Raw genomic sequence first — 20,487 nt, 5'->3', positions numbered from 1 at the left:
TTTTCACGCACAACTCCCGTCGTTTCCCGCCACTGGATGACCCGGCGCCTCGCCTGTCTGCACATGGCCGGCAAGATCAATGCCGGCCTGGTTTTGCGACTTGCTTATGCCAATCCTGGAATGTCGCGATTGGCAGACGGACAGTGAGCCTGTACAGGCAAGACAGTCGTCCCATCCGAGTCCGCCGGAGACCGCCATGAAGCTGAAAATCGCAGTCCAGATGGACCACATCTCCACCGTGTCGATCGCTGGCGACACCTCGTTCGCGCTGTCGCTGGAAGCGCAGCGGCGCGGCCACCAGCTGTTCCACTACACGCCCGACCGGCTGTCGCTGCGCGACGGCAAGGTGTTTGCCCGCATCGAGGAAATGCAGGTGCGCGACGAGAAGGGCAGCCACTATTCGCTGGGCGAGAAGGTGCGCACCGACCTGTCGGAGATGGACGTGGTCCTGCTCAGGCAGGATCCGCCCTTCGACATGAACTATATCACCACCACGCATATCCTCGAGCGAATCCATCCGAAGACGTTGGTGGTCAACGACCCGGCCTGGGTGCGCAACAGCCCCGAAAAGATCTTCGTCACCGAGTTTCCCGATCTGATGCCGGACACGCTGATCACCAAGGACCCGCTGGAGGTGGCCGCCTTCCGCAAGGAGTTCGGCGACATCATCATCAAGCCGCTCTACGGCAATGGCGGCGCCGGCATCTTCCATCTGCACGAGGCCGACCGCAACCTTGCCTCGCTGCTCGAAATGTTCGGCCAGATGTTCCGCGAGCCCTATATCGTGCAACGCTACCTGAAGGACGTGCGCAAGGGCGACAAGCGCATCATCCTGATCGACGGCGAACCGGTCGGCGCCATCAACCGGGTGCCGGCCGAACACGATTCCCGCTCCAACATGCATGTCGGCGGTCGCGCCGAAAAGACCGAGTTGACGGAACGCGAGCGCGAGATCTGCGCCCGCATCGGGCCATCGCTGAAAGAGCGCGGCTTTATCCTCGTCGGCATCGATGTCATCGGCGACTACATGACCGAGATCAACGTGACCTCGCCGACCGGCGTGCGCGAAGTGCAGCGCTTCGGCGGCGCCGACATCGCCAGCCTGTTCTGGGACGCGATCGAGGACAAACGGAAGTAACCGTCTTCATTTCGTCTTAACTTGGCATTGCAACCGAGCTCTATCCGACTGCAACCTACGCGCTCATGCGTTCCTGTAATGTTCTTGATTTGGCCGGGGAATTGTGATTGTCTCGCCAAAGGGCTCCAACGCCCTAATGGCGCGGGCTCGGGCAAGCCCACATTCGGGGTGGGAAAATGGTGGCGCGGGTTCGCACGGTCGCTTTCCAGGGCATCGAGGCCGTGCCGGTCGACGTGCAGGTGATGATCGCGCCCGGCAAGGTCAACATGCATATCGTGGGCCTTGGCGACAAGGCGGTGGCCGAAAGTCGCGAGAGGGTGCAGGCGGCGCTTCATGCCTCGGGCCTGTCGATGCCGTCGAAGAAAGTCACGGTCAATCTGGCGCCCGCCGACCTGCCGAAGGAAGGCAGCCATTACGATCTGCCGATCGCGCTTGGCCTGATGGCGGCATTGGGCGCCATTCCGGGCGACATGCTGGCCGGCTATGTCGTGCTTGGCGAATTGTCGCTTGATGGCACGATTGCCGCGGTCGCCGGTGCCTTGCCGGCGGCCATCGCCGCCAATGCAGAGGGCAAGGGCCTCATCTGCCCGTTTGCCTGCGGGCCGGAAGCGGCCTGGGCGGGCAAGGAAATCGACATTCTGGCGCCGCGCAGCCTGATCGCCATCGCCAATCATTTTCGCGGCACGCAGGTGCTGTCGCGGCCGGAAGCCGGCATCCACGCCGCGGCGCGCGACCTGCCCGACCTTGCTGACATCAAGGGCCAGGAGACCGCCAAGCGGGCCCTGGAAGTGGCAGCTGCCGGTGGACATAACCTTCTGATGATCGGCCCGCCCGGGTCGGGAAAATCGATGCTGGCGCAGCGGCTGCCGTCGATCCTGCCGCCGCTGGCGCCGAAGGAATTGCTTGAGGTCTCGATGATCGCCTCGGTGGCGGGCGAACTCGGTGAAGGCAAGTTGACCGACCGGCGGCCATTCCGCGCCCCGCACCATTCGGCTTCGATGGCGGCGATGGTCGGCGGTGGCGTACGTGCACGGCCGGGCGAAGTGTCGCTTGCCCATCATGGTGTGCTGTTTCTCGACGAGTTTCCCGAATTCACGCCGCAGACGCTCGATGCCTTGCGTCAGCCGCTCGAGACCGGCGACTGCATGATCGCGCGCGCCAATCATCGTGTCACCTATCCGGCGCGCATCCAACTGGTCGCGGCGATGAACCCATGCCGCTGCGGCATGGCTGGCGAGCCGGGCTATCGCTGCCTGCGCGGCGAGCGTTGCCGCACCGACTATCAGGCGCGCATCTCGGGCCCGCTGCTCGACCGCATCGATCTCAGGATCGAAGTGCCGGCGGTGTCGGCAAGCGATCTGATCCGGCCCGACCGGGCGGAGAAGAGCGCCGAAGTGGCGCTGCGCGTGGCGCGCGCCCGCACCATCCAGCGCGAGCGCTTCGAACGGCTCGGCGCCACCCGCGCCACCACCAACGCGCATTGTGCGCCCTCGGTCATCGAGGAGATCGCCATGCCTGACGCCGCCGGCCTGTCGCTGCTCAAGGACGCCAGCGAGAAGCTCGCCTTTTCCGCCCGCGCCTATCACCGGGTGCTGAAGGTGGCGCGCACGTTGGCCGATCTCGACGCCAGCGAAACCGTCGGCCGCATCCACCTGGCGGAGGCAATTTCCTACCGCATGAGTTCGGAGCGCATGGCGCAGGCGGCTTGACGGGCAGGTGAGGCACCGCTTTCCCGGAGAAGGTGGCAAATCCCATAGGGACTATCTTGCGCACTGTGAGCGCGCCGGGGCCCAGCCATGAGCACTCGCATCGAAGACATGAGAAACCTCGGACCAGCTACGGCGCGGATGCTGGCGGAAATCGATGTTCTCTGTGAGGAGGATTTGCGGGGTCTAGGCGCGGTTGAGGCTTATCACCGTCTGAAGTTCCGGTTCGGACAGCACATAACGATCAACGCACTCTATGCGATGGAGGCGGCGATCCGCGGTTGTGACTGGCGGGCGCTCGACAGCGGAACCAAGGAGCATCTGCGGCGGCAGGCTCGCTATGTGATCGCGCGGCAAGCCGACCCTGCTGAATGAGCATTCATAAAGGCCACAACATCAACGGTGACGTTGGGTCTGCCGGCGTCGCACGGGCGTCGGACACTTCCGGTGCTCGCCTGATTATCAAATGAACCACGAGGCCGACGTATCCTACCTGAAGTATGACCATTGCAAGAATGGCCCATACGAACGCCACCCAGATCGATCCGGCTTCAATATAGGCCCAGATCGCCACTAAGATCGTGGTGGCGGACATGCCCACCAGGAACTGCGGAAAATACATCGCTTTGCCACCCGCTTGACCAGCCGCTAGTTAAGTTTTCACTAATTTAGCAAATTTGCAAGCCTACACGATCAAGGCGCGCACCTCGTCACGATGGCGACGCGACGTTGGCTTCCGCGATCACGCCATAACCGGTCTCTCACGAATCGGCCATGTCTGCAGTGCGGCGGACCTGATTGTCCGCTTGGCCGGCGTCCGCATCACCCAACGGCCCCCCACCGGACGGGCGTCGGCCATTTTTCTCACCCCTTCACCGGAAGGATGGCCGTTATCGGCGCCCGACTAAGGTCTTGGCTGTTGCATTGGATGTTCCTTAGCTTAGACAATACGAATATGATTGGGGTTTGGGGGTGTCGGCAATGTTCATCGACTACTACGAAATCCTGGAAGTTAGCCCGAACGCCAATTCGGAAACGCTGGAGCGAATATTTCGCTATTTTGCGATGCGCTATCATCCAGACAATCAACAGACCGGCGATGAAACCCGCTTCAGCGAAATCGTAGAAGCGCACAATACGCTCAAGGATCCGGTAAAGCGCGCTCAATACGACATCGCGTACAGGGATAATGCCAGCCTTCGCCGTGAATTGACCGAGGAAGCAAGCAGCACCAAAGGCATTGAGCGGGATGTCGTGATCCAGGCCAAACTCCTCTCGCTGCTTTACGCGAAGCGCCGGCACGACGTCACCAATCCTGGGATCGGAGATGTAGAACTCGAACGCCTGTCAGGCTGCCCGCGAGAACACCTGGAATTTCATCTCTGGTACCTGAAAGCAAAAGGCTGGATAGCAAGAGTGGAAAATGGAACGATCGCGATTACGGTAGAAGGCGTCGATCGCGCCAACTCCGAACACCGTCGCGATCCCGTCGTTCGGCTCCTGGACCACAGAGCCTCCTGAGGCCTTATCGCTGGCTGGAAACCCAGGTCGAATATCCGCCGCCCCATTCACGGCAGCGGCAGGCCGCTTGTGGCTGTTCAGCCCTGCTTCGCCTTCAGCTCCAGCCGGCGCGCGTGCAGCACCGGTTCGGTGTAGCCATTGGGCTGGACACGGCCTTTGAAGACCAAGTCGCAGGCGGCCTGGAAGGCGATGGAGTTGTCGAAGTCCGGCGCCATCGGTCGATAGAGCGGGTCGCCTTCGTTCTGGCGGTCGACGATCGCAGCCATGCGCTTCATCGTCGCCATCACCTGGTCCTGCGTGCACACGCCGTGATGCAGCCAGTTGGCGATGTGCTGCGAAGAAATGCGTAGCGTGGCACGGTCTTCCATCAGGCCGACATCGTTGATGTCAGGCACTTTCGAACAGCCGACGCCCTGGTCGATCCAGCGCACGACGTAGCCGAGAATGCCTTGCGCGTTGTTGTCGAGTTCCTTCTGGATGTCTTCGGACGACCAGTTCGGCCGCACCGCGACCGGCACCGACAGGATATCATCGAGCTTGGCCTTGGGCCGGGTCTTGAGTGCTGCTTGCACGGCATGGACATCGACCTTGTGGTAGTGTGTGGCATGCAGTGTCGCCGCCGTCGGCGACGGCACCCAGGCGGTGTTGGCGCCGGCCTTCGGGTGGGCGATCTTCTCGACCAGCATAGCTGCCATCAAATCAGGCATCGCCCACATGCCCTTGCCGATCTGGGCATGACCCGCCAGGCCGCATTCGAGCCCGGTGTCGACATTCCAGGCCTCATAGGCGGAAATCCAGGCGGCCTGCTTCATGTCGCCCTTGCGGATCATCGGGCCAGCTTCCATCGAGGTGTGGATCTCGTCGCCGGTGCGGTCGAGGAAGCCGGTGTTGATGAACACCACGCGCTCCTTCGCCGCGCGGATCGCTTCCTTGAGGTTGACGGTCGTGCGCCGCTCCTCGTCCATGATGCCCATCTTGATGGTGTTTTTGGCCATGCCGAGCAGGGCTTCGACACGGTCGAATATCTCGACGGCGAAGGCGACTTCCTCCGGCCCGTGCATCTTGGGCTTCACCACATACATCGAGCCGGCGCGGGAATTGGCGCGGCGGCCATTGGGTCCGACGTCATGCAGCGCGATCAGCGCCGTCAGCGCTGCATCCATGATGCCTTCCGGCACCTCGTTGCCGTCGCGGTCCGTTATCGCCCGATTGGTCATCAGGTGGCCGACATTCCTGACCAGCATCAGCGAGCGGCCGGGCACGGTCAGCGTGCCGCCGGTGGGCGCGGTGTAGGAGCGGTCGGGATTGAGCCTGCGGACAAAACTCTTGCCGCCCTTGGTGATCTCTTCCGCCAGATCGCCCTTCATCAGTCCGAGCCAGTTGCGGTAGACGACGACCTTGTCCTGCGCATCCACTGCCGCGACCGAATCCTCGCAATCCTGGATGGTGGTCAACGCCGATTCCAGAATGACATCGGCGATCCCCGCCGGATCGGTGCGGCCGATCTGATTGTTGCGGTCGATCACGATCTCGATGTGCAGGCCGTTTCTGACCAGCAGCACGGCACCGGGATTGGCGGCATCGCCGCGATAGCCGACGAATTGTTTGGGATCGGCAAGCGTCGTCGAGCCGGCACCGGCGCCGAGCTTCAGAGCGCCATTGGCCACCGACAGGCCATTCACGCCTGCCCACTTGCCCGAGGTGAGCGGGGCAGCCTCGTCGAGAAAGCTCTTTGTCCAGGCGACGACCGTGGCGCCGCGCGCCGGGTTGAATTTGCCGCCCTTCTCGGCGCCGCTCGTCTCTGGGATCGCGTCGGTGCCATAGAGCGCGTCGTAGAGCGATCCCCAGCGCGCATTGGCGGCGTTCAGCGCATAACGCGCATTCATCACCGGCACGACCAGCTGCGGGCCGGCAACGACCGCGATTTCCGGGTCGATATTGTCGGTCGACACGCTGAAGGCCGGACCTTCGGGGAGGAGATAGCCGATTTCCCTGAGGAAGGTTTTGTAGGCCTCCAGGTCGACGGGCGCGCCGTTGTCGCGATACCAGCCGTCGAGCTTTTCCTGCATGGCGTCACGGTTTTCGAGCAGCGCCCGGTTCTTCGGCGCCAGATCGTGGACGATGGCTGAAAGCCCGTTCCAGAACGCCTCCGCTTCGATGCCGGTGCCGGGCAGTGCTTCCCTGGCTACGAACTCATGCAGCTCGCGGGCGATCCGCAATCCGGCGATCTCGATGCGATCGGTCATCAGGCTACTCCAGATGAAAGGCTTTGCGGGCCTTTGGCATGCCAGGTTTGCCGGGTCAATTCAGCTTAGGGTGAAGGTGGCGTTTTTGGAGCCTTCGTCATACCAAGCGAAACGATATGTCATGGCACAGGTGGCCATGCCAATCGCATATATCGTCAATTTTCTCATTCCAGTAAATCCGGTCTTATACATTGTCTGTCAAATAAGGCAGGCATTTTTGGAGTATGCCGATGTTGAGATTTAGCTGGGTTACTGTCGTTTCACTCTTTGTTGCATTCGCGAGCGTCGCTCCCGTCGCTGCTGCAGATGTCGAGTTCGTTGGCACATGGCGGCAGGTCTACTCAACGGGAGGCAAATGTGCCGATTGCACGGTGGTTATCCGCAGCGATCCAGACCTTCAGGTCGATGCGAGCAATGGGTGGACCGCCGATCTGAAAGCGAAAATGATCAGTGGGGAACAGGCCTTGATCGGAAGCGGCAGTTGGCCCGGGTCGGCATCGGCGGGCGCCAAGGCCAGAACCTTGTCGGCAGCCTTCAAGATTCGTCAAGATAAGCTGCTTCTGATCATGCAGATCATCGACCCGAACGGCAGTCGAATACGGGTGCACGCAGTGTTCGAGCGACTTACTGTGCCGAAATCTTCCATCTGACGGGTGCCATGCGCATTTGTTCAATGCGCCAACGCGCTCACACCGCAATCCTTGGCCGGCCCGCGGCAACCGCCACCACATGGGCCTCGATGAACATGCGCTGGGCTTCGACTGTGGAAACGCGGAATTCGGTCGTGACATCAATCTCGGCGCTGTCGGTGCCGGCTTCCTTCGCGCGCCCCGCGACGATGGCGCGGACATCGGCTTCGGCCGCCGCGATCGCTGCCGCCTCGTCGAGGAAATCGCGCACGGTTTCACCCGAGGCAAGACGAAACAGCCCTTCCCTGGGCTGGCTGACCCGCGCCTCGGCCGATACCCTGACCTGGCCGACGACGGCGCCGAGCGCGTTGGCGACATCGGTATCCTCAGGCACCACGCAGTCATTGCCGATCAAGGGCGGCAGCCCGGCATAGTGCAGCGGCGCCGAGGCGCCGAGGCCGATGACCGGGCGGTCGAGCGCCACGCTCAGCCGGGCAATGCCGGGATGCGCGTCAACCGCGCGCTGCACCAGCGCGTGCGCCACCGTCGAGGCACCATCGAGCCCGTCCTCGGCAAAGGCGGTTTCGAGGATATATTCGGCCGACCAGCGGGTCAGCGTCACCAGCACCCGCTCCGAGATCACTTCGGGCGAAGCGGCGATGAACTGGCCACGGCCGTCGCGCTTGCGCGCGAACAGTTCGGCACCGAGACGCGCGGCAACCGGATCCCAGTTTGCCTGCTTGCCCAGCACATGGGCGGCATCCGAAGGGGTGAAGCCGGCGATATGCACCAGTCCGCGCGACACCAGCCGGTTGAGCGTTGCATTCTGCGCGTTCGACGTCAAAAGCCTGTCGATGGCGAGCGGCGTGGCACCGATCATCTCGTAAAGCTTGGCTTCGGCGCCGGTGAGACCGGCGGCGAGCCGGTCCGGCACGCCGGTGCGCACCGCGAAGCGGCCGTCCATGCGGCCGGGATTGGGCGCTCGCAGCTGGCGCTCCAGCTCCGATGTGATCGCGCTGCCATGCGCCATGCCGGCCAGCGCCAGTGGTACCAGGCGGCGCGGCCCGAGCAGGATCCTTGGGTTGAGGGCGCCATCTTCCAGCGTCACTTCGGAATCGCCACCGAGGCCGAAGGTGCGCATGGCGACAGCCTCGACCATGGTGCGGAAGCCGCCGACGGTGGCGCCTTCCGGATCGAGCCGCGGCCGGCCGCCATCGAGCACGGCGACGTCGGTGGTGGTGCCGCCGATATCGGACACCATCGCATTGTCGAGCCCGGTCATGTGGCGGGCGCCCACCAGGCTGGCGGCCGGGCCGGACAGGATGGTCTCGATCGGCCGCTGGCGGGCGAACGCCGCCGAAACCAGCGCGCCGTCGCCGCGCACCACCATCAAAGGTGCCGCGATGTTGCGCTGCTCGAGGAAGCCTTCGGTCGCCGCCACCAGCCGGTCGATCATCGAGATCAGCCTGGCATTGAGCAGCGTCGTCAGCGCCCGGCGCGGGCCGCCGAGCTTGGCAGACAGTTCGTGACTCGACGTGACCGGCAGGCCGGTCGTTTCGCGGATCAGCTCGCGGGCGGCGATCTCATGCGCCGGATTGCGGGTGGCGAAATAGGCGCAGACGGCGAAGCCGGAGACCGAGGCGCCGAGTTCCGGCAGAGCCGCCTCCAGTCCGGACAGATCGAGCTTGGCGGCATTGCCATGCACGTCGTGGCCGCCCGGACAAAACACCACCGGGTCGGTGCCGAGCGCGGCTTTCAGTCCGTCGCGGGCGAGGTCTCCCTCGGAAAAGCCGATCATCACCAGCGCGACGCGGCCGCCCTGGCCCTCGACCAGCGCGTTGGTGGCAAGCGTCGTCGACATCGAGACCAGTTTGATGGCGGCGGGATCGGTGCCGGCCTTCTGCAACACCGCATCGACGGCGCCGGAAATGCCGACGGCGAGATCATGCCTGGTGGTCAGCGCCTTGGCCTTGGCCAGCACCTTGCCCTTGTTGGGCTCCTCTTGCTTGCCTTCCGTCTCGGACCATAGCACGGCATCGGTATAGGTTCCGCCGGTGTCGATCCCTAGGAACAGCGGCTTTGGCTTGGTCTTGGCGGTCATCGTTTGGCGGCGGTCCGGCTGGCGAATTTATCTGCCCCTGCCCTTAGCCGATACAGGCCGGGCGATAAAGCCGCGACCGCTGGGCCAACACGCGATGGCCGTGATGAGGATTTGATCTCCCTCCTCCGGAGGAGATCGCCAGCTTTGGCCGCAACGCTAGCAACCATCTCCCGCCGGCGCCGAAAATCTTCGCGCCATGCCGGAAGAAAGTCGAGCGAGATGCCGCTATTTCGCCGCGACAGTGCCCTTCATCGAGCTATGGATCGCACAATGGAATGGGTGTGCCCCTGCAGCTGATATCTTGACCTTGGCGCTCTTGCCGGTGGCGAGATGGCCGGTGTCGAAGGAGCCGTCAAGTGCGGTGGCGGTGTGCGTCATCGGATCGGCATTGGTGAAAGTGATGGTATCGCCGACGGCGACCGAGATCTTCGACGGGTTGAATTTCATGCCCTTGATCTGGACCGCATGATTGGCTGCGTAAGCGGGCATGGCAAAGGCAAGCAGGGCGAGTACGAGCATAGTGCGCATGATGGATTCCTCCTGAGCGCGGACCCTCATCCTACACTAACGCTGCCGAACTGTCTTTCATGCCACGAAGCCGATCTTTTTATGCGTACCGTCGCAAAACGGCTTGTTGGCGGAATGGCCACAGCGGCAGAGGAAGGTTCGTTGCGTACGATCGACGGTGTGACCGGTGCCGGTGACGATCTCGACATTGCCTTCGAGCTTGAGCGGGCCGTTGGTGGTCGGCGTCACCGTCAGCGGGCCGTTCCTCGCCTCCAGCGCCGGCGTGTCCTTCAGCGGCGGCTCGCCGGTGGCGGCAAAACCTGATTTGTTGTGGCTGCCGTCGCAGAACGGCTTGTTTTCGGAAGCGCCGCAGCGGCACAGCGTGGCGCGGTAAAATGTTTCGCCGTCGAGCACGATCTCGGCATGCACCGCCAGCGGACCGTTTTCCCGCAGCCGTACGGTGTTGACCACCGGCGGCTGCTCCTGCGGCCCGCCATCCTTCCTGATGTAAGTGATGGCGCCCGAGGGGCAGCTTTCGGCGATGGCGACGATCTTCTCGACGCTTGCCGCCTCGGGATGAATCCACTGGCCCGGAGCGTTGGGCACGAAGACATGTGGATCGCCAAGCACGCAGTTTCGCGAATGGATGCAGCGCCTGCCGGAAAACCCGACGTCGATCTTGTCGCCTTCGACCATACCGGCCATTGCCGTGCTCCTTCTGCCTGGCGCGCGTCGCGTCAACCAACTCGGCGCTCTGGGTATTCGCGCAGGCTAGGGGTTCGGCAGGATAACCGTCAAGCTGGCAACCCGGTCAGGGGACCAGGTCGATCTCCTCGGTTTCGCCGCCGTTGCAGGTATAGCAGCAATCCTCGCATTTTTCCTTGTTGCCGGGGCCGACACCCCAATAGGTCCCTTCGTCGCCATCGACCCAGGCGCCATAGCAGATCGATTCGCCCGCGTTGCAGGATATCGGCAGTTGCTTGGTCTCGCCGTCATCGAGGTAGAAATCCTTGTCGTTACCCGGCCAGACATAGTCACGGTCCTGGCTGTACAGTTCGACGCGCATGGCATTGGGATGGCCGTTCTTGATGGAAAAGGTGACGTCGTCGGCATGTGCCGCCGGCGCGAACGCCATTACGAGAGAAAGCGCGACCAACGTGCGGCGCGCGTAGGTGTAAAGCATGGTAACCCCCTGAAGTAGCGGCCCATCCGGCCGCGCGGCGACCATCGCATGCTGCGGTGAATCGCTAAAGGGATGATTGCAACAATTCCCGAACTGATTTTGGGGATATCGGCGTGCGTCTCCCCTATGGCACCAGATCGATCGTCTCGGTCGAGTGCTCCACGCAGATGAAGCAGCAGGTGTCGCAGGGCTGGTCATTGTCCGGTCCGACGCCGGCGGAAATGCCGTCGTTGCCATCGACCCAGGCGCCGTAGCAGATGTGTTCGCCCTGATTGCACGAGAGCGGCACGGATTTCTGCGAGCTGGGGTCGATCAGGAACACCTTGTCGTTGCCCGGCCAGACCGTTTCGCGGTCGCGGCTGAACAGCTCGACAGCAACCGCTTCCTTGCGCAGGTTCTTGATGAAAAAGGCCATGTCGGCGGCCCGCACCGGGGCGGTGAAGACCAGGACTGCAAGCACAGCCATGCGAAACAGCGTCACGGTCTCGATCTCCCGAATCATCACGGCAGAATCGCATGCAAGCAGGGAACTAGGAAGCCGCGACGCCGACCATCTCCTGTCCAAGCCTGCGAGGATCTCGTCGGCAGCCTTCGCCTCAATTCCGCCCATTAACAAAGTCGTAAGGAGTTGCTTAACCGTTCGCGGCTATGTCACGGCCGGGGGGCCTGATAAAGTGAGTATGATGAGCAACAGCCCCGACAAGCGCAATGAATGGCGCGCCATTTTTTATGTGCAAGCCCGCGTTGCAATCCTGTTTGTCCCGGTCGTTGCAAGCCTGCTGATCATCGCGGCACTCGCCGGCAACGAACGCAAATCCGTTCCCGATATTGACCGGACCGTCACCGGCTCCGTGCGATAAAACGGCCTGATAGCAGGCGGTGATCGGGAGCTATCAGCGCATTGTCGTTTGGCGCTAAGGTCATCCAATGGCTGCGGCATTGAACCAGTGGGCGCGAACGATCAAGCGCGACGTGCATGCGCTCTACCTTGCCGCGCGTGATCCCCGAACGCCGTGGTATGCCAAGGCACTTGCCGTGTGCGTCGCAGGCTACGCCTTGTCCCCAATCGACCTGATCCCCGATTTCATCCCTGTGCTTGGCTACCTCGACGATGTGATCCTGGTCCCCTTGGGTATCCTTGCGGTTGTCAAGATGATACCACCCGAGGTCATGGCGGAACACCGGGAGGCCGCCGCCCTTGCCGCTGACAGGCCGGTGAGCCGCATCGCGGCGGTTATCATCGCTTGTATCTGGGTCACTTCGGTCGCGCTGGCGGCATGGCTGGGATATCGATACTTCGCTGGCTGATCTTGAAGTCGCGCCCAGCTCGCGGAGCGCAGCTAAAGAATTTTGGTCACCAGATTGTCCAGACGGGAATTCTCGCGGTAGGCGTGTCGCACCACGATGGCACCCAGGACGCCGGTGAGGGCCCCACCGACAACATCGGTCAGGTAGTGCGTCCCGATGTAGATTCTCGACCAGCAGATCAGGAATGCCATGATGAAAAGCGCGATCGTCCGGCGCGGGAGGCCTTGCATCGCAAAGGCCGCAACAATTGCAATGCTGGCTGTCGCGTGATCGGATGGGAATGACCAGTCGGCACTGGGCGCAATCAACAGATGTGTCACGCCGGCGTCGTAGGGCCGTATCCGATGCACGAACAGAAGAATGAACTGATTGATCGCCAGGCCGAGCAAGAACGCCAGACCGGCCGACACGGCGCCGTGACGAACGTGGTAGCGGTCGGCCTTCGCCCACCATTGCAGGACCACGGCCAGCACCATGAGGGGAACGCCGATTTGTGAGACGCCGGTCATTGTCTTATCAAGAAAAGGGCTGATACCGGCCTCGGTGTCTATCCAGTGCGTTAATGCTGCATCCATTTGGCATCGGTTTCCGCAGTTGTTCGGGAGGTGGATTTTTGAAGCCCGTCGATGAACACCGCATCCATCAGATTTTCGAAGTCGGCGTCTGGCTCAAGGGCGCGCATGCCCTGATCGAATGCATCGGCGGGATCCTGCTCTATGTCGTCACCACCAATGCCATTGCCGCCTGGGTCAATGCAGTCACCGCAGAGGAATTGATCGAAGATCCGAACGATTTCATAGCTGGCTATCTGTCGCAGATGGCCAGCCATTTTTCGTTGGCCAGCAAGGAGTTTTACGCCTTCTACCTGCTCAGCCACGGCCTGATAAAGCTGGCCCTGGTTGTCGGGCTCTTGAGGGGCAAGCTCTGGGCGTATCCGGCGTCGCTCGCGGCATTGGGTTTGTTCATGGCCTATCAGATCTACCGCTACTCATACACCCTTTCGTTCGGCCTGCTGGTCCTGACCGTCTTCGATGCGGTCGTCATGATGCTGATATGGCACGAGTGGAAGATCGTGCGACAGCACAGGCCAGCATGACAGTTGAACTACCGGCCTCGTCCCTGTTCCCTGAACGCCGCACGGCCTCAATAAAAGCGCGGGATCGGGCCGTTCTGCGGGGTCACGTCCTCGCCGAGGTCGATAAACACCTCGTCGACATAGCACCATGCCCAGCCTTCCGGCGGATCGTAGCCCTCGATGATCGGATGCCTGGTGGCGTGAAAATGCTTGGTGGCGTGGCGGTTGGGTGAGTCGTCGCAGCAGCCGACATGGCCACAGGTGCGGCAGAGCCGCAGATGCACCCATTCCGAACCGCTCTTCAGGCATTCCTCGCAGCCGAGCGCGCTCGGCGTCACCTTCCTGATGTCGCGCGTATGCCTGCATTCATCCATCATGGTCTCCCGGGCGTTAGAGGTGCGTTGGCGTTGCCGAGCGCGAGATATGCATGCAAGGCCGCGACCACCTGGGCACCTTCGCCGACAGCCGCAGCGACCCGTTTGACCGAGCCTGAGCGGACGTCGCCGATGGCGAATACGCCGCTGCGGCTCGTCTCCATCTGCGCCGATCCCAGGTCCGATCCGGTGCGCACGAAACCCTTGGCGTCCAGCGCCACGTCGCAGTCCGCCAGCCAGTCGGTGTTCGGGTCGGCTCCGATGAACAGGAAGAGATGGCGGATCGGGCGCGTCGTTTCCTCGCCGCTTACGCGATTGCGCCAGCGCACGGCAGCAAGATTGCCCCCGTCGCCTTCCAGGGCTTCGACCTCGGTTCCGGTCAGCACCTCGATGTTCGGCTGCGCCCGGATGCGCTCGACGAGATAGCGCGACATGCTGGCTTCGAGGCTGCCGCCGCGTGCCAGCAACGCCACCTTGCGCGCGTGGCTGGCCAGGTAGACCGCCGCCTGTCCGGCAGAGTTGCCGGCGCCGACAAGTGCTACTTCCTGCCCGGCGCAAAGCCGGCCTTCGATGGGCGACGCCCAATAATGCACGCACGTTCCCTCGAACTGCGCCAGGTTCGGGACATCGAGGCGGCGATAGCGCGCGCCGCTGGCGATCACCACGCTGCGGGTGCGCACAGTCTCGCCGTCGCCGACATCGAGCGTGTAGCGGGCATTGCCGGTGGCGGCACTCAATAGCTTCACCTCGTCCGGAATCACCATTTCGACGCCGAATTTCTGCGCCTGGTTGTAGGCGCGCGCCATCAGCGCCATGCCCGAAATGCCCGTGGGGAAACCGAGATAGTTCTCGATGCGCGAGGAGGCACCGGCCTGTCCACCGAAGGCACGGCAATCGAGCACGATGGTCGATAGCCCTTCTGAAGCCGCATAGACCGCAGCCGCCAGCCCCGCCGGTCCGGCGCCGACGATGGCGACGTCGTATAATTTGTCGGCATCGATCGGCCGCAGCAGGCCGATGCAGCGGGCGAGATCCTTCTCACCGGGATTGAGCAGCAGCCTGCCGTTCGGACACAGCACGATCGGCAGATGGTGAGGGTCGACATCGAAGCGTTCGACTAGTGTTTTGGCGCAAGGATCGCTCTCGGAATCAAGCACGCGGTGCGGCTGGCCGCTGCGAGCAAGGAAACCTTGCAGCCGCAACACGTCGCTGTTGTCCTGGGGTCCGATGATGATCGGCCCGCTGGTGGAACTTTCCAAAAGCCCGACGCGGCGCAGGATCAGTGCCCGCATGATGCGCTCGCCAAGATTGGCCTCCTGCACCATCAGGTCGCGCAGCCGCTGCGAGGGGATGACGAACGCCTCCACAGGATCGGCGGCCTGCGCATTCACCAGCGAGGGACGCGCCGAAAGCTGCGCCAGTTCGCCGACGAAACTGCCCGGTCCATGGGTGACGATCGTCTCGCGCCGGCCGAGCCCGCCACCCTGGATGATGTCCACTTTGCCCGACAGCACGACGATCAAGCCGGGCGCCACATCGCCTGCGGTGATGATGTTCTCGCCGGCGGCATAGAAGCTGGCCTCGCCGAACCGGCGCATGCGATCGATGTCCGCCTCGGCCAGCGTCGGGAAGGCTTGGTCGCGACGGGCGCCGAAGATCGGGTTAGTGGATTGAGACATGGCTTTGAGCGTAGCGAAGGGGTCGCGCGGTTTGAAGTGGTTTGTTCGGCGCCTGGCCGGAAGGGGAGGTTGGCGGCAAAGAAAAAGCCCGGACAAACCGGGCTTTTTCTCTAAGTTTCTGAACCGTCGAATGGTTCGAAACGGGAATTTGGTGCCCAGAAGAGGACTCGAACCTCCACTCCTTGCGGAACACGGACCTGAACCGTGCGCGTCTACCAATTCCGCCATCTGGGCTGGTGCGGGCTGATGTAAGCGGGCGAGCGATGTGTGTCAACGCGCTTTTTTCAAAGCATGATCCCGAAAAGTGGGAACTGGTTTTCTCGGACAAACAGTTTCCGTTTGTCCAGAGATCATGCTCGATCAAGAACGGCCGGCCGCTTGCCGGCTGAAGGACTGTCAGCCCTCCAGCACTTCCTTCGAAGCCACGGTCGAATCGGCGTTGAGCTGGTAGATGACCGGCACGCCGGTGCCAAGCTCCAGCTTGACGATCTCCTCGCCCGACTTGCCGTCCAGCGCCATGATCAGCGCGCGCAGCGAGTTGCCGTGCGCGGCGACCAGCACCGTGCCGCCGCGCAGCACATGCGGCTGCAGATCGTGCAGGTAATAGGGCCAGACCCGGGCGCCGGTGTCCTTCAGGCTTTCGCCGGCGGGCGGCGCCACGTCATAGGAACGGCGCCAGACATGCACCTGCTCCTCGCCCCATTTCTTGCGGGCGTCGTCCTTGTTGAGGCCGGAGAGATCGCCGTAGTCGCGCTCGTTCAGTGCCTGGTCGCGGATGGTTTTCAGATCGCTCTGGCCGACCGCGTCGAGAACGTGCTGGCAGGTCTTCTGTGCCCTGATCAGCGCCGAGGTGAAAGCGATGTCGAATTTCAGCCCGCGCGCCTTGAGTTTCTGGCCGGCGGCCTTGGCCTCGGCGTGGCCCTGCTCGGTCAGATCGACATCGCGCCAGCCGGTGAACAGGTTTTTCAGGTTCCATTCGCTCTGGCCGTGGCGCACGAGCACGAGGGTTCTCGACATGTTTGCTCCCTTCGGGTTGGCAGATTGGCAAGTTGGCGGATTGGCCGCTCAGCCGAGGCCGAGCACGTCCCGCATCGAATACAATCCCGGCTTCTTGCCGCGTGCCCACAGGGCCGCCTTGACGGCGCCGCGGGCGAAGATGGCGCGGTCCTCGGCATGGTGTGCCAAGGTGATGCGCTCGCCGGTGCCGGCCAGCATCACGCTGTGATCGCCGACCACCGAGCCGCCGCGCAGCGTAGCAAAGCCGATCGAGCCCGTCTTGCGCACGCCGGTATGGCCGTCGCGGACGCGCACATTATTGCCGGCCAACGCGATGCCACGCCCGGCGGCAGCGGCTTCGCCGAGCAGCAGTGCGGTGCCCGACGGTGCATCGACCTTGTGCCTGTGGTGCATTTCGAGAATCTCGATGTCGAAATCGTCGGCGTCGAGCGCGCGCGCCGCCTGTTCGACCAGCACCGCCAGAAGATTGACGCCGAGGCTCATATTGCCCGACTTGACGATCGTCGCATGACGCGCCGCCGCGGCGATCCTGGCGTTGTCGTCGGCCGAGCAACCGGTGGTGCCGATGACATGGACGATGCGCGCCTGCGCCGCGTAGCCGGCGAACTCGACTGATGAGGCCGGCGTGGTGAAATCCAGCACGCCATCGGCCCTGGCGAAGACGGGTAGCGGATCATCACCGATCGCCACATCGATGCGGCCGACGCCGGCGAGTTCACCCGCATCCTTGCCCAGATGGGGTGAGCCCGCGCGCTCGATGGCGCCGATGACCCGCGCGCCGGGGATGGTGTGGATGGCACGGATCAGGGTCTGGCCCATGCGGCCGGCCGCGCCGACCACCACCAGGCCCATATCGATCCTGTCGGTTGCGGGCGTCTCGCTCATGTCGTGCTCCCGGCGATGCTCTTCTGCGTCTCGATGTTGCGAATTGGGCCTTGGGCCGAAGTCTGGATCGGTGCGCTGTCGTCGACAAGCCCCAGGCCCTTGACGCCCTGGATGCGGTGGAAACGCGCATAGACGCTGTGCGGATCGGCCATCAGCGAGGCATGGGTGCCCTCTTCGACCAGCCGGCCCTGTTCCATGACGATGATGTGGTCGGCGTTGACCACCGTCGACAGCCGGTGCGCGATGACGATGGTGGTGCGCCCTTCCATGACCTGGGTGAGCGCCTGCTGAACGCGGGCTTCGGCCTCGTTGTCGAGCGCCGATGTCGCCTCGTCGAGCAAAAGGATCGGCGCCTGCCGCACGATGGCCCGCGCAATCGACACGCGCTGGCGCTGGCCGCCCGACAGCGTCACGCCATTCTCTCCAACCGGCGTGTCATAGCCCTGCGGCTGCTGGCGGATGAAGTCGTCGGCCGCGGCCTGCCTTGCGGCCTGTTCGATCTCGGCGTCGGTGGCGCCCAGCCGGCCATAGCGGATGTTGTCGCGAATGGTGCCTTCGAACAGATAAGGCTGCTGCGAGACATAGGCGATGGAGCCGCGCAGCGACTGTTTGGTGACCTTGGAGATGTCCTGGCCGTCGATCTCGATCGTGCCCGCATCGACGTCGTAGAAGCGCTGCAGCAGCGCCACCAATGTCGTTTTGCCGGCGCCTGAAGCGCCGACGATTGCCGTGACCTTGCCGGCGGCGGCGACAAAGCTCAAATCGTGCAGGACCGGCGCCTCCTCGACATAGCGGAAGGAGACGTTGTCGAAGCGAACTTCGCCGGAGGTGAATTTCGCCTCGGCGGCACCTTGCGCGTCACTTTGCTGCGGCTCGATGTCGAGAAGCTCATAGATCATGCGCGCATTGACCAGCGCGCGTTCCATGCCGACCTGCATGCGCGCCAGCCGGCGGGCCGGATCATAGGCGAGCGTCAGCGCCGTGATGAAGGAAAACACCGCACCCGGCGGCTGGCCGAGAACGGTGGCCCGGTAGCCGGAATAGGCGATGACGCTGGCGAAGGCGATGCCGGCCAGCAGTTCGGAAACCGGCGTCAGCCGCTCGGAGACGCGGGCGATCTTGTTCGAGCGCTGTTCCGCGTCCTCGGCGAGCTTGCTGATGCGGCGCGACAGCTCGTCCTCCATGGTGAAGGCCTTGACGATGGCAATGCCTTGCGTGGCCTCCTGCATGGCGCCGATCAGTCGCGAGTTGATCTGCACTGATTCGCGCGTGATGCGGCGCACCCGGCGCATCAGGTAGGTGACTGTCCAGATCAGCGGCGGCCCGATCAGCAGCGAGCTCAGCGAAAGTATAGGATCCTGATAGATCATGACGCCGACCAGGCCGATCAGCGAGACGGCGTCTCGCGCCGTCGAGGTCACCGTCATCGACAAAAGGTCGCGAATGCCGTTGACGTTTTCGTTGACCTGCGCGGCCAGCCGCCCGGACCTTGTGTCGTTGAAGAACGAGACGCCGAGCTTCATCAGATGGTTGAAGATGCGCTGCTGGTAGCGCGCCACCAGATTGTTGCCGATCTTGGCCATCGTCACCGCCTGGCCGTAGCCGGCAAGGCCGCGCAGGATGAAAGCGCCGAGCAGTGCCGCGCAGATCCATGGGATCAGGTCGCCGCGCCGTTCATAGAAGATCTGGTTGACGACCGGGCTCATGATCCAGGCGGCAAGCGCCGTCGTCGCCGACACGGTCAGCAGGCAAAGGATCGTGAAAATATACGCGCCGCGATATTCGCGGCCGTTTTCCTGGAGAATGCGGCGGATGACCGCCACGATCTCGCCAGCACGGGGTTTCGACAAATTGGGAGGCTGAAATGTCAAATCGGAGCGCTTCGTAGGTTTCCGCTTCCCGCGGCCGGGCAATTCGGCACCCCTCTTAACGCCAAGCAGCCGGCTTGCCTATGCCTTGGGGTGACTAACTTCGTCGCGCCAGCGCCTGCCTGCCGTCTGGACGCCGAACAGCGAGGGGTTCCGGGCGTAGGCGGCAAGGCCCAGGAGTGCGGCCAGCGGGTGGGTGATGACATAGACCGGCATGGTCCGCATCAGCGCGCTGTGCGGCGCCTTGTCCTCGAAGGCAGCACGGAAATTGCCGGCTTTCAGTGCCGGCACGATCTTTTGCGCGATGCCGCCGGTGAGGAACACGCCGCCACGGCTCATGAACACCAGAGCGAGATCGCCGGCGGTGCGCCCGAGGCAGGTGACGAAGGTCTCCAGCGCTTCCTCCGCAACCGGATCGGTCTTTGCCAGGGCGGCGGCGGTGACTTCGGCCGGCGTGGTGAACGGCGCCGGTTTGCCGTCCGCCTTGGCCACCGCACGGTAGACGTTGACCAGGCCGCGTCCGCACAGGATCTGCTCGCCCGAAATGCGGCCTTCGAGCTTCTCGATATGCGGGAAAACTTCGAAATCGCGCGGCGTGCGCGGGCCGATGTCCATATGGCCGCCCTCGCCGGGCACCGGTATCCAACGGTGAAGCGCATGGACCAGCCCGGCGACGCCGAGACCGGTTCCCGGACCCAGCACGACGCGACCGGCATTGGGCTCCGGCGTACCGCCGCCGATCTTTTCCATATGCTCCTCGCCGAGCGCGACGACGGCGAGCGCCTGCGCTTCGAAATCGTTGAGCACGACGATGTCGCTCAGCCCGAGGCTGGCGAACATTTTTCTCGGCTTGACGATCCACGGGCAGTTGGTGAGCTCGATCTCGTCGCCGTCGACCGGGCCGGCCACCGCCAGCACCGCGGAGTTGGGGCGCACCGATGAGCGATCGATCACGACCGCCTGGATTGCTTCGTCGATGGTGTTGTAGTTGGCGGTCTGGACGATGGCGGGCTCGCCGGCCTCGGAATTGGCATCGAGCACGATCGAAAAGCGCGCATTGGTGCCGCCAATGTCGCCGATCAGGATCGGAAACCGCAACAAAGTATCGTCGTCGCCTGTGCCTGGCATGCTCTCGTCCGTCTCCGGCGCCCCTGACGGCATCTAGCCGCTCTCCCGTTGACTAGCGCATGAGTTTGAAAAGGGAAACGGTTTTCGAATCCACGGGCGCGCTGCGGCCGGTTCTGCGGCCA

Annotated in this window: 22 protein-coding genes and 1 tRNA gene; 8 read left to right on the top strand and 15 right to left on the bottom strand. The window is 63.3% G+C overall.

The features are described from left to right. Positions 1 to 196: 196 nt before the first annotated feature. The 3 genes from gshB (at position 197) to NKJ90_RS11705 (ending at position 3,219) form a co-directional block, all read left to right on the top strand. The gene (gene gshB / locus NKJ90_RS11715; protein WP_023762639.1) at positions 197 to 1,138 is read left to right on the top strand and encodes a glutathione synthase; all 942 of its coding nucleotides are present in this window, start codon (positions 197 to 199) and stop codon (positions 1,136 to 1,138) included. A gap of 176 nt (positions 1,139 to 1,314) precedes the next feature. After that, positions 1,315 to 2,847, top strand: a complete 1,533-nt coding sequence (locus NKJ90_RS11710) for a YifB family Mg chelatase-like AAA ATPase (RefSeq protein WP_023762638.1) — start codon at positions 1,315 to 1,317, stop codon at positions 2,845 to 2,847. An 87-nt stretch (positions 2,848 to 2,934) separates the two neighbouring features. After that, entirely contained in the window at positions 2,935 to 3,219 is a 285-nt protein-coding gene (locus NKJ90_RS11705) for a TfoX/Sxy family DNA transformation protein (RefSeq protein ID WP_084025739.1), read from the top strand. Between the two features lie 4 nt (positions 3,220 to 3,223). Here NKJ90_RS11705 and NKJ90_RS11700 read toward each other — a convergent pair whose 3' ends face one another. Then, positions 3,224 to 3,466 (bottom strand): exopolysaccharide production repressor protein, encoded by a 243-nt coding sequence (locus tag NKJ90_RS11700; protein ID WP_023762636.1) that lies wholly within the window; start codon positions 3,464 to 3,466, stop codon positions 3,224 to 3,226. 359 nt (positions 3,467 to 3,825) lie between these two features. On the opposite strand from NKJ90_RS11700, the gene NKJ90_RS11695 reads away from it, so the two are divergent. Beyond that, positions 3,826 to 4,365: a J domain-containing protein gene (locus NKJ90_RS11695; protein WP_023762635.1), complete on the top strand. Its 540-nt coding sequence runs from the start codon at positions 3,826 to 3,828 to the stop codon at positions 4,363 to 4,365. Between the two features lie 77 nt (positions 4,366 to 4,442). Here the strand turns inward: NKJ90_RS11695 and NKJ90_RS11690 are convergent, their stop codons facing one another. Then, the gene (locus NKJ90_RS11690; RefSeq protein WP_023762634.1) at positions 4,443 to 6,611 is read right to left on the bottom strand and encodes a malate synthase G; all 2,169 of its coding nucleotides are present in this window, start codon (positions 6,609 to 6,611) and stop codon (positions 4,443 to 4,445) included. A 230-nt stretch (positions 6,612 to 6,841) separates the two neighbouring features. On the opposite strand from NKJ90_RS11690, the gene NKJ90_RS11685 reads away from it, so the two are divergent. Beyond that, positions 6,842 to 7,261, top strand: coding sequence for a hypothetical protein (locus NKJ90_RS11685; RefSeq protein WP_156938641.1), 420 nt, complete (start codon positions 6,842 to 6,844; stop codon positions 7,259 to 7,261). A 37-nt stretch (positions 7,262 to 7,298) separates the two neighbouring features. On the opposite strand, the gene NKJ90_RS11680 is transcribed toward NKJ90_RS11685, so the two are convergent. From NKJ90_RS11680 to NKJ90_RS11660, 5 genes are all read right to left on the bottom strand, one after another. Next, entirely contained in the window at positions 7,299 to 9,341 is a 2,043-nt protein-coding gene (locus NKJ90_RS11680) for a hydantoinase/oxoprolinase N-terminal domain-containing protein (RefSeq protein WP_352486112.1), read from the bottom strand. Between the two features lie 225 nt (positions 9,342 to 9,566). Further along, entirely contained in the window at positions 9,567 to 9,869 is a 303-nt protein-coding gene (locus NKJ90_RS11675; RefSeq protein WP_023762630.1) for a cupredoxin domain-containing protein, read from the bottom strand. Positions 9,870 to 9,926: 57 nt separating this feature from the next. Beyond that, positions 9,927 to 10,553 carry a CDGSH iron-sulfur domain-containing protein gene (locus tag NKJ90_RS11670; protein WP_023762629.1) on the bottom strand — a complete coding sequence of 209 codons (627 nt, stop codon included), beginning with the start codon at positions 10,551 to 10,553 and terminating at the stop codon, positions 9,927 to 9,929. A gap of 106 nt (positions 10,554 to 10,659) precedes the next feature. Beyond that, positions 10,660 to 11,031, bottom strand: a complete 372-nt coding sequence (locus NKJ90_RS11665; protein WP_352486111.1) for a hypothetical protein — start codon at positions 11,029 to 11,031, stop codon at positions 10,660 to 10,662. A gap of 124 nt (positions 11,032 to 11,155) precedes the next feature. After that, positions 11,156 to 11,512, bottom strand: a complete 357-nt coding sequence (locus NKJ90_RS11660) for a hypothetical protein (RefSeq protein WP_023762627.1) — start codon at positions 11,510 to 11,512, stop codon at positions 11,156 to 11,158. A 202-nt stretch (positions 11,513 to 11,714) separates the two neighbouring features. Here NKJ90_RS11660 and NKJ90_RS11655 point away from each other — a divergent pair, with 202 nt between their 5' ends. Beyond that, positions 11,715 to 11,891, top strand: coding sequence for a hypothetical protein (locus NKJ90_RS11655; protein WP_023762626.1), 177 nt, complete (start codon positions 11,715 to 11,717; stop codon positions 11,889 to 11,891). 67 nt (positions 11,892 to 11,958) lie between these two features. Then, the gene (locus NKJ90_RS11650; RefSeq protein ID WP_023762625.1) at positions 11,959 to 12,339 is read left to right on the top strand and encodes a YkvA family protein; all 381 of its coding nucleotides are present in this window, start codon (positions 11,959 to 11,961) and stop codon (positions 12,337 to 12,339) included. Between the two features lie 32 nt (positions 12,340 to 12,371). On the opposite strand, the gene NKJ90_RS11645 is transcribed toward NKJ90_RS11650, so the two are convergent. Then, a complete protein-coding gene (locus NKJ90_RS11645; RefSeq protein WP_023762624.1) occupies positions 12,372 to 12,914 on the bottom strand; it encodes a phosphatase PAP2 family protein in 543 nt (180 codons plus the stop codon). Between the two features lie 38 nt (positions 12,915 to 12,952). On the opposite strand from NKJ90_RS11645, the gene NKJ90_RS11640 reads away from it, so the two are divergent. After that, a complete protein-coding gene (locus NKJ90_RS11640; protein ID WP_031261255.1) occupies positions 12,953 to 13,435 on the top strand; it encodes a DUF2127 domain-containing protein in 483 nt (160 codons plus the stop codon). Between the two features lie 47 nt (positions 13,436 to 13,482). Here NKJ90_RS11640 and NKJ90_RS11635 read toward each other — a convergent pair whose 3' ends face one another. The 7 genes from NKJ90_RS11635 to NKJ90_RS11605 form a co-directional block, all read right to left on the bottom strand. After that, positions 13,483 to 13,791: a UBP-type zinc finger domain-containing protein gene (locus NKJ90_RS11635; protein ID WP_023762622.1), complete on the bottom strand. Its 309-nt coding sequence runs from the start codon at positions 13,789 to 13,791 to the stop codon at positions 13,483 to 13,485. Further along, entirely contained in the window at positions 13,788 to 15,467 is a 1,680-nt protein-coding gene (locus NKJ90_RS11630; RefSeq protein WP_023762621.1) for an FAD-dependent oxidoreductase, read from the bottom strand. Before NKJ90_RS11630 ends, NKJ90_RS11635 begins: the two co-directional genes overlap by 4 nt. Before the next feature lie 149 nt (positions 15,468 to 15,616). Then, a tRNA-Leu gene (locus NKJ90_RS11625) sits at positions 15,617 to 15,701 on the bottom strand. Between the two features lie 162 nt (positions 15,702 to 15,863). Further along, positions 15,864 to 16,484, bottom strand: coding sequence for a 2,3-bisphosphoglycerate-dependent phosphoglycerate mutase (locus tag NKJ90_RS11620; protein ID WP_023762619.1), 621 nt, complete (start codon positions 16,482 to 16,484; stop codon positions 15,864 to 15,866). A 48-nt stretch (positions 16,485 to 16,532) separates the two neighbouring features. After that, positions 16,533 to 17,369: a 4-hydroxy-tetrahydrodipicolinate reductase gene (dapB, locus tag NKJ90_RS11615; protein WP_023762618.1), complete on the bottom strand. Its 837-nt coding sequence runs from the start codon at positions 17,367 to 17,369 to the stop codon at positions 16,533 to 16,535. Next, positions 17,366 to 19,240, bottom strand: coding sequence for an ABC transporter ATP-binding protein (locus NKJ90_RS11610; RefSeq protein ID WP_023762617.1), 1,875 nt, complete (start codon positions 19,238 to 19,240; stop codon positions 17,366 to 17,368). Before NKJ90_RS11610 ends, dapB begins: the two co-directional genes overlap by 4 nt. Positions 19,241 to 19,318: 78 nt before the next feature. Further along, positions 19,319 to 20,365: a glucokinase gene (locus tag NKJ90_RS11605; RefSeq protein ID WP_023762616.1), complete on the bottom strand. Its 1,047-nt coding sequence runs from the start codon at positions 20,363 to 20,365 to the stop codon at positions 19,319 to 19,321. Positions 20,366 to 20,487: the final 122 nt, after the last annotated feature.

Source organism: Mesorhizobium sp. M0051 (assembly GCF_040323235.1).
Classification (GTDB): domain Bacteria; phylum Pseudomonadota; class Alphaproteobacteria; order Rhizobiales; family Rhizobiaceae; genus Mesorhizobium.
The sequence above is the reverse complement of the archived record's forward strand: the minus strand, read 5'-3'. Positions and strand labels throughout refer to the sequence as shown.

Excerpts from the sequence above, each read along its gene's own strand:
- NKJ90_RS11635 (WP_023762622.1), bottom strand. The coding sequence starts at position 13,791 with ATGATGGATGAATGCAGGCATACGCGCGACATCAGGAAGGTGACGCCG.
- NKJ90_RS11685 (WP_156938641.1), top strand. The coding sequence starts at position 6,842 with ATGTTGAGATTTAGCTGGGTTACTGTCGTTTCACTCTTTGTTGCATTC.
- NKJ90_RS11670 (WP_023762629.1), bottom strand. The coding sequence starts at position 10,553 with ATGGCCGGTATGGTCGAAGGCGACAAGATCGACGTCGGGTTTTCCGGC.
- NKJ90_RS11710 (WP_023762638.1), top strand. The coding sequence starts at position 1,315 with ATGGTGGCGCGGGTTCGCACGGTCGCTTTCCAGGGCATCGAGGCCGTG.
- NKJ90_RS11605 (WP_023762616.1), bottom strand. The coding sequence starts at position 20,365 with ATGCCAGGCACAGGCGACGACGATACTTTGTTGCGGTTTCCGATCCTG.
- NKJ90_RS11680 (WP_352486112.1), bottom strand. The coding sequence starts at position 9,341 with ATGACCGCCAAGACCAAGCCAAAGCCGCTGTTCCTAGGGATCGACACC.
- gshB (WP_023762639.1), top strand. The coding sequence starts at position 197 with ATGAAGCTGAAAATCGCAGTCCAGATGGACCACATCTCCACCGTGTCG.
- NKJ90_RS11690 (WP_023762634.1), bottom strand. The coding sequence starts at position 6,611 with ATGACCGATCGCATCGAGATCGCCGGATTGCGGATCGCCCGCGAGCTG.
- NKJ90_RS11675 (WP_023762630.1), bottom strand. The coding sequence starts at position 9,869 with ATGCGCACTATGCTCGTACTCGCCCTGCTTGCCTTTGCCATGCCCGCT.
- NKJ90_RS11655 (WP_023762626.1), top strand. The coding sequence starts at position 11,715 with ATGAGCAACAGCCCCGACAAGCGCAATGAATGGCGCGCCATTTTTTAT.
- NKJ90_RS11620 (WP_023762619.1), bottom strand. The coding sequence starts at position 16,484 with ATGTCGAGAACCCTCGTGCTCGTGCGCCACGGCCAGAGCGAATGGAAC.
- NKJ90_RS11665 (WP_352486111.1), bottom strand. The coding sequence starts at position 11,031 with ATGCTTTACACCTACGCGCGCCGCACGTTGGTCGCGCTTTCTCTCGTA.
- NKJ90_RS11650 (WP_023762625.1), top strand. The coding sequence starts at position 11,959 with ATGGCTGCGGCATTGAACCAGTGGGCGCGAACGATCAAGCGCGACGTG.
- dapB (WP_023762618.1), bottom strand. The coding sequence starts at position 17,369 with ATGAGCGAGACGCCCGCAACCGACAGGATCGATATGGGCCTGGTGGTG.
- NKJ90_RS11645 (WP_023762624.1), bottom strand. The coding sequence starts at position 12,914 with ATGGATGCAGCATTAACGCACTGGATAGACACCGAGGCCGGTATCAGC.
- NKJ90_RS11705 (WP_084025739.1), top strand. The coding sequence starts at position 2,935 with ATGAGCACTCGCATCGAAGACATGAGAAACCTCGGACCAGCTACGGCG.
- NKJ90_RS11700 (WP_023762636.1), bottom strand. The coding sequence starts at position 3,466 with ATGTATTTTCCGCAGTTCCTGGTGGGCATGTCCGCCACCACGATCTTA.
- NKJ90_RS11695 (WP_023762635.1), top strand. The coding sequence starts at position 3,826 with ATGTTCATCGACTACTACGAAATCCTGGAAGTTAGCCCGAACGCCAAT.
- NKJ90_RS11630 (WP_023762621.1), bottom strand. The coding sequence starts at position 15,467 with ATGTCTCAATCCACTAACCCGATCTTCGGCGCCCGTCGCGACCAAGCC.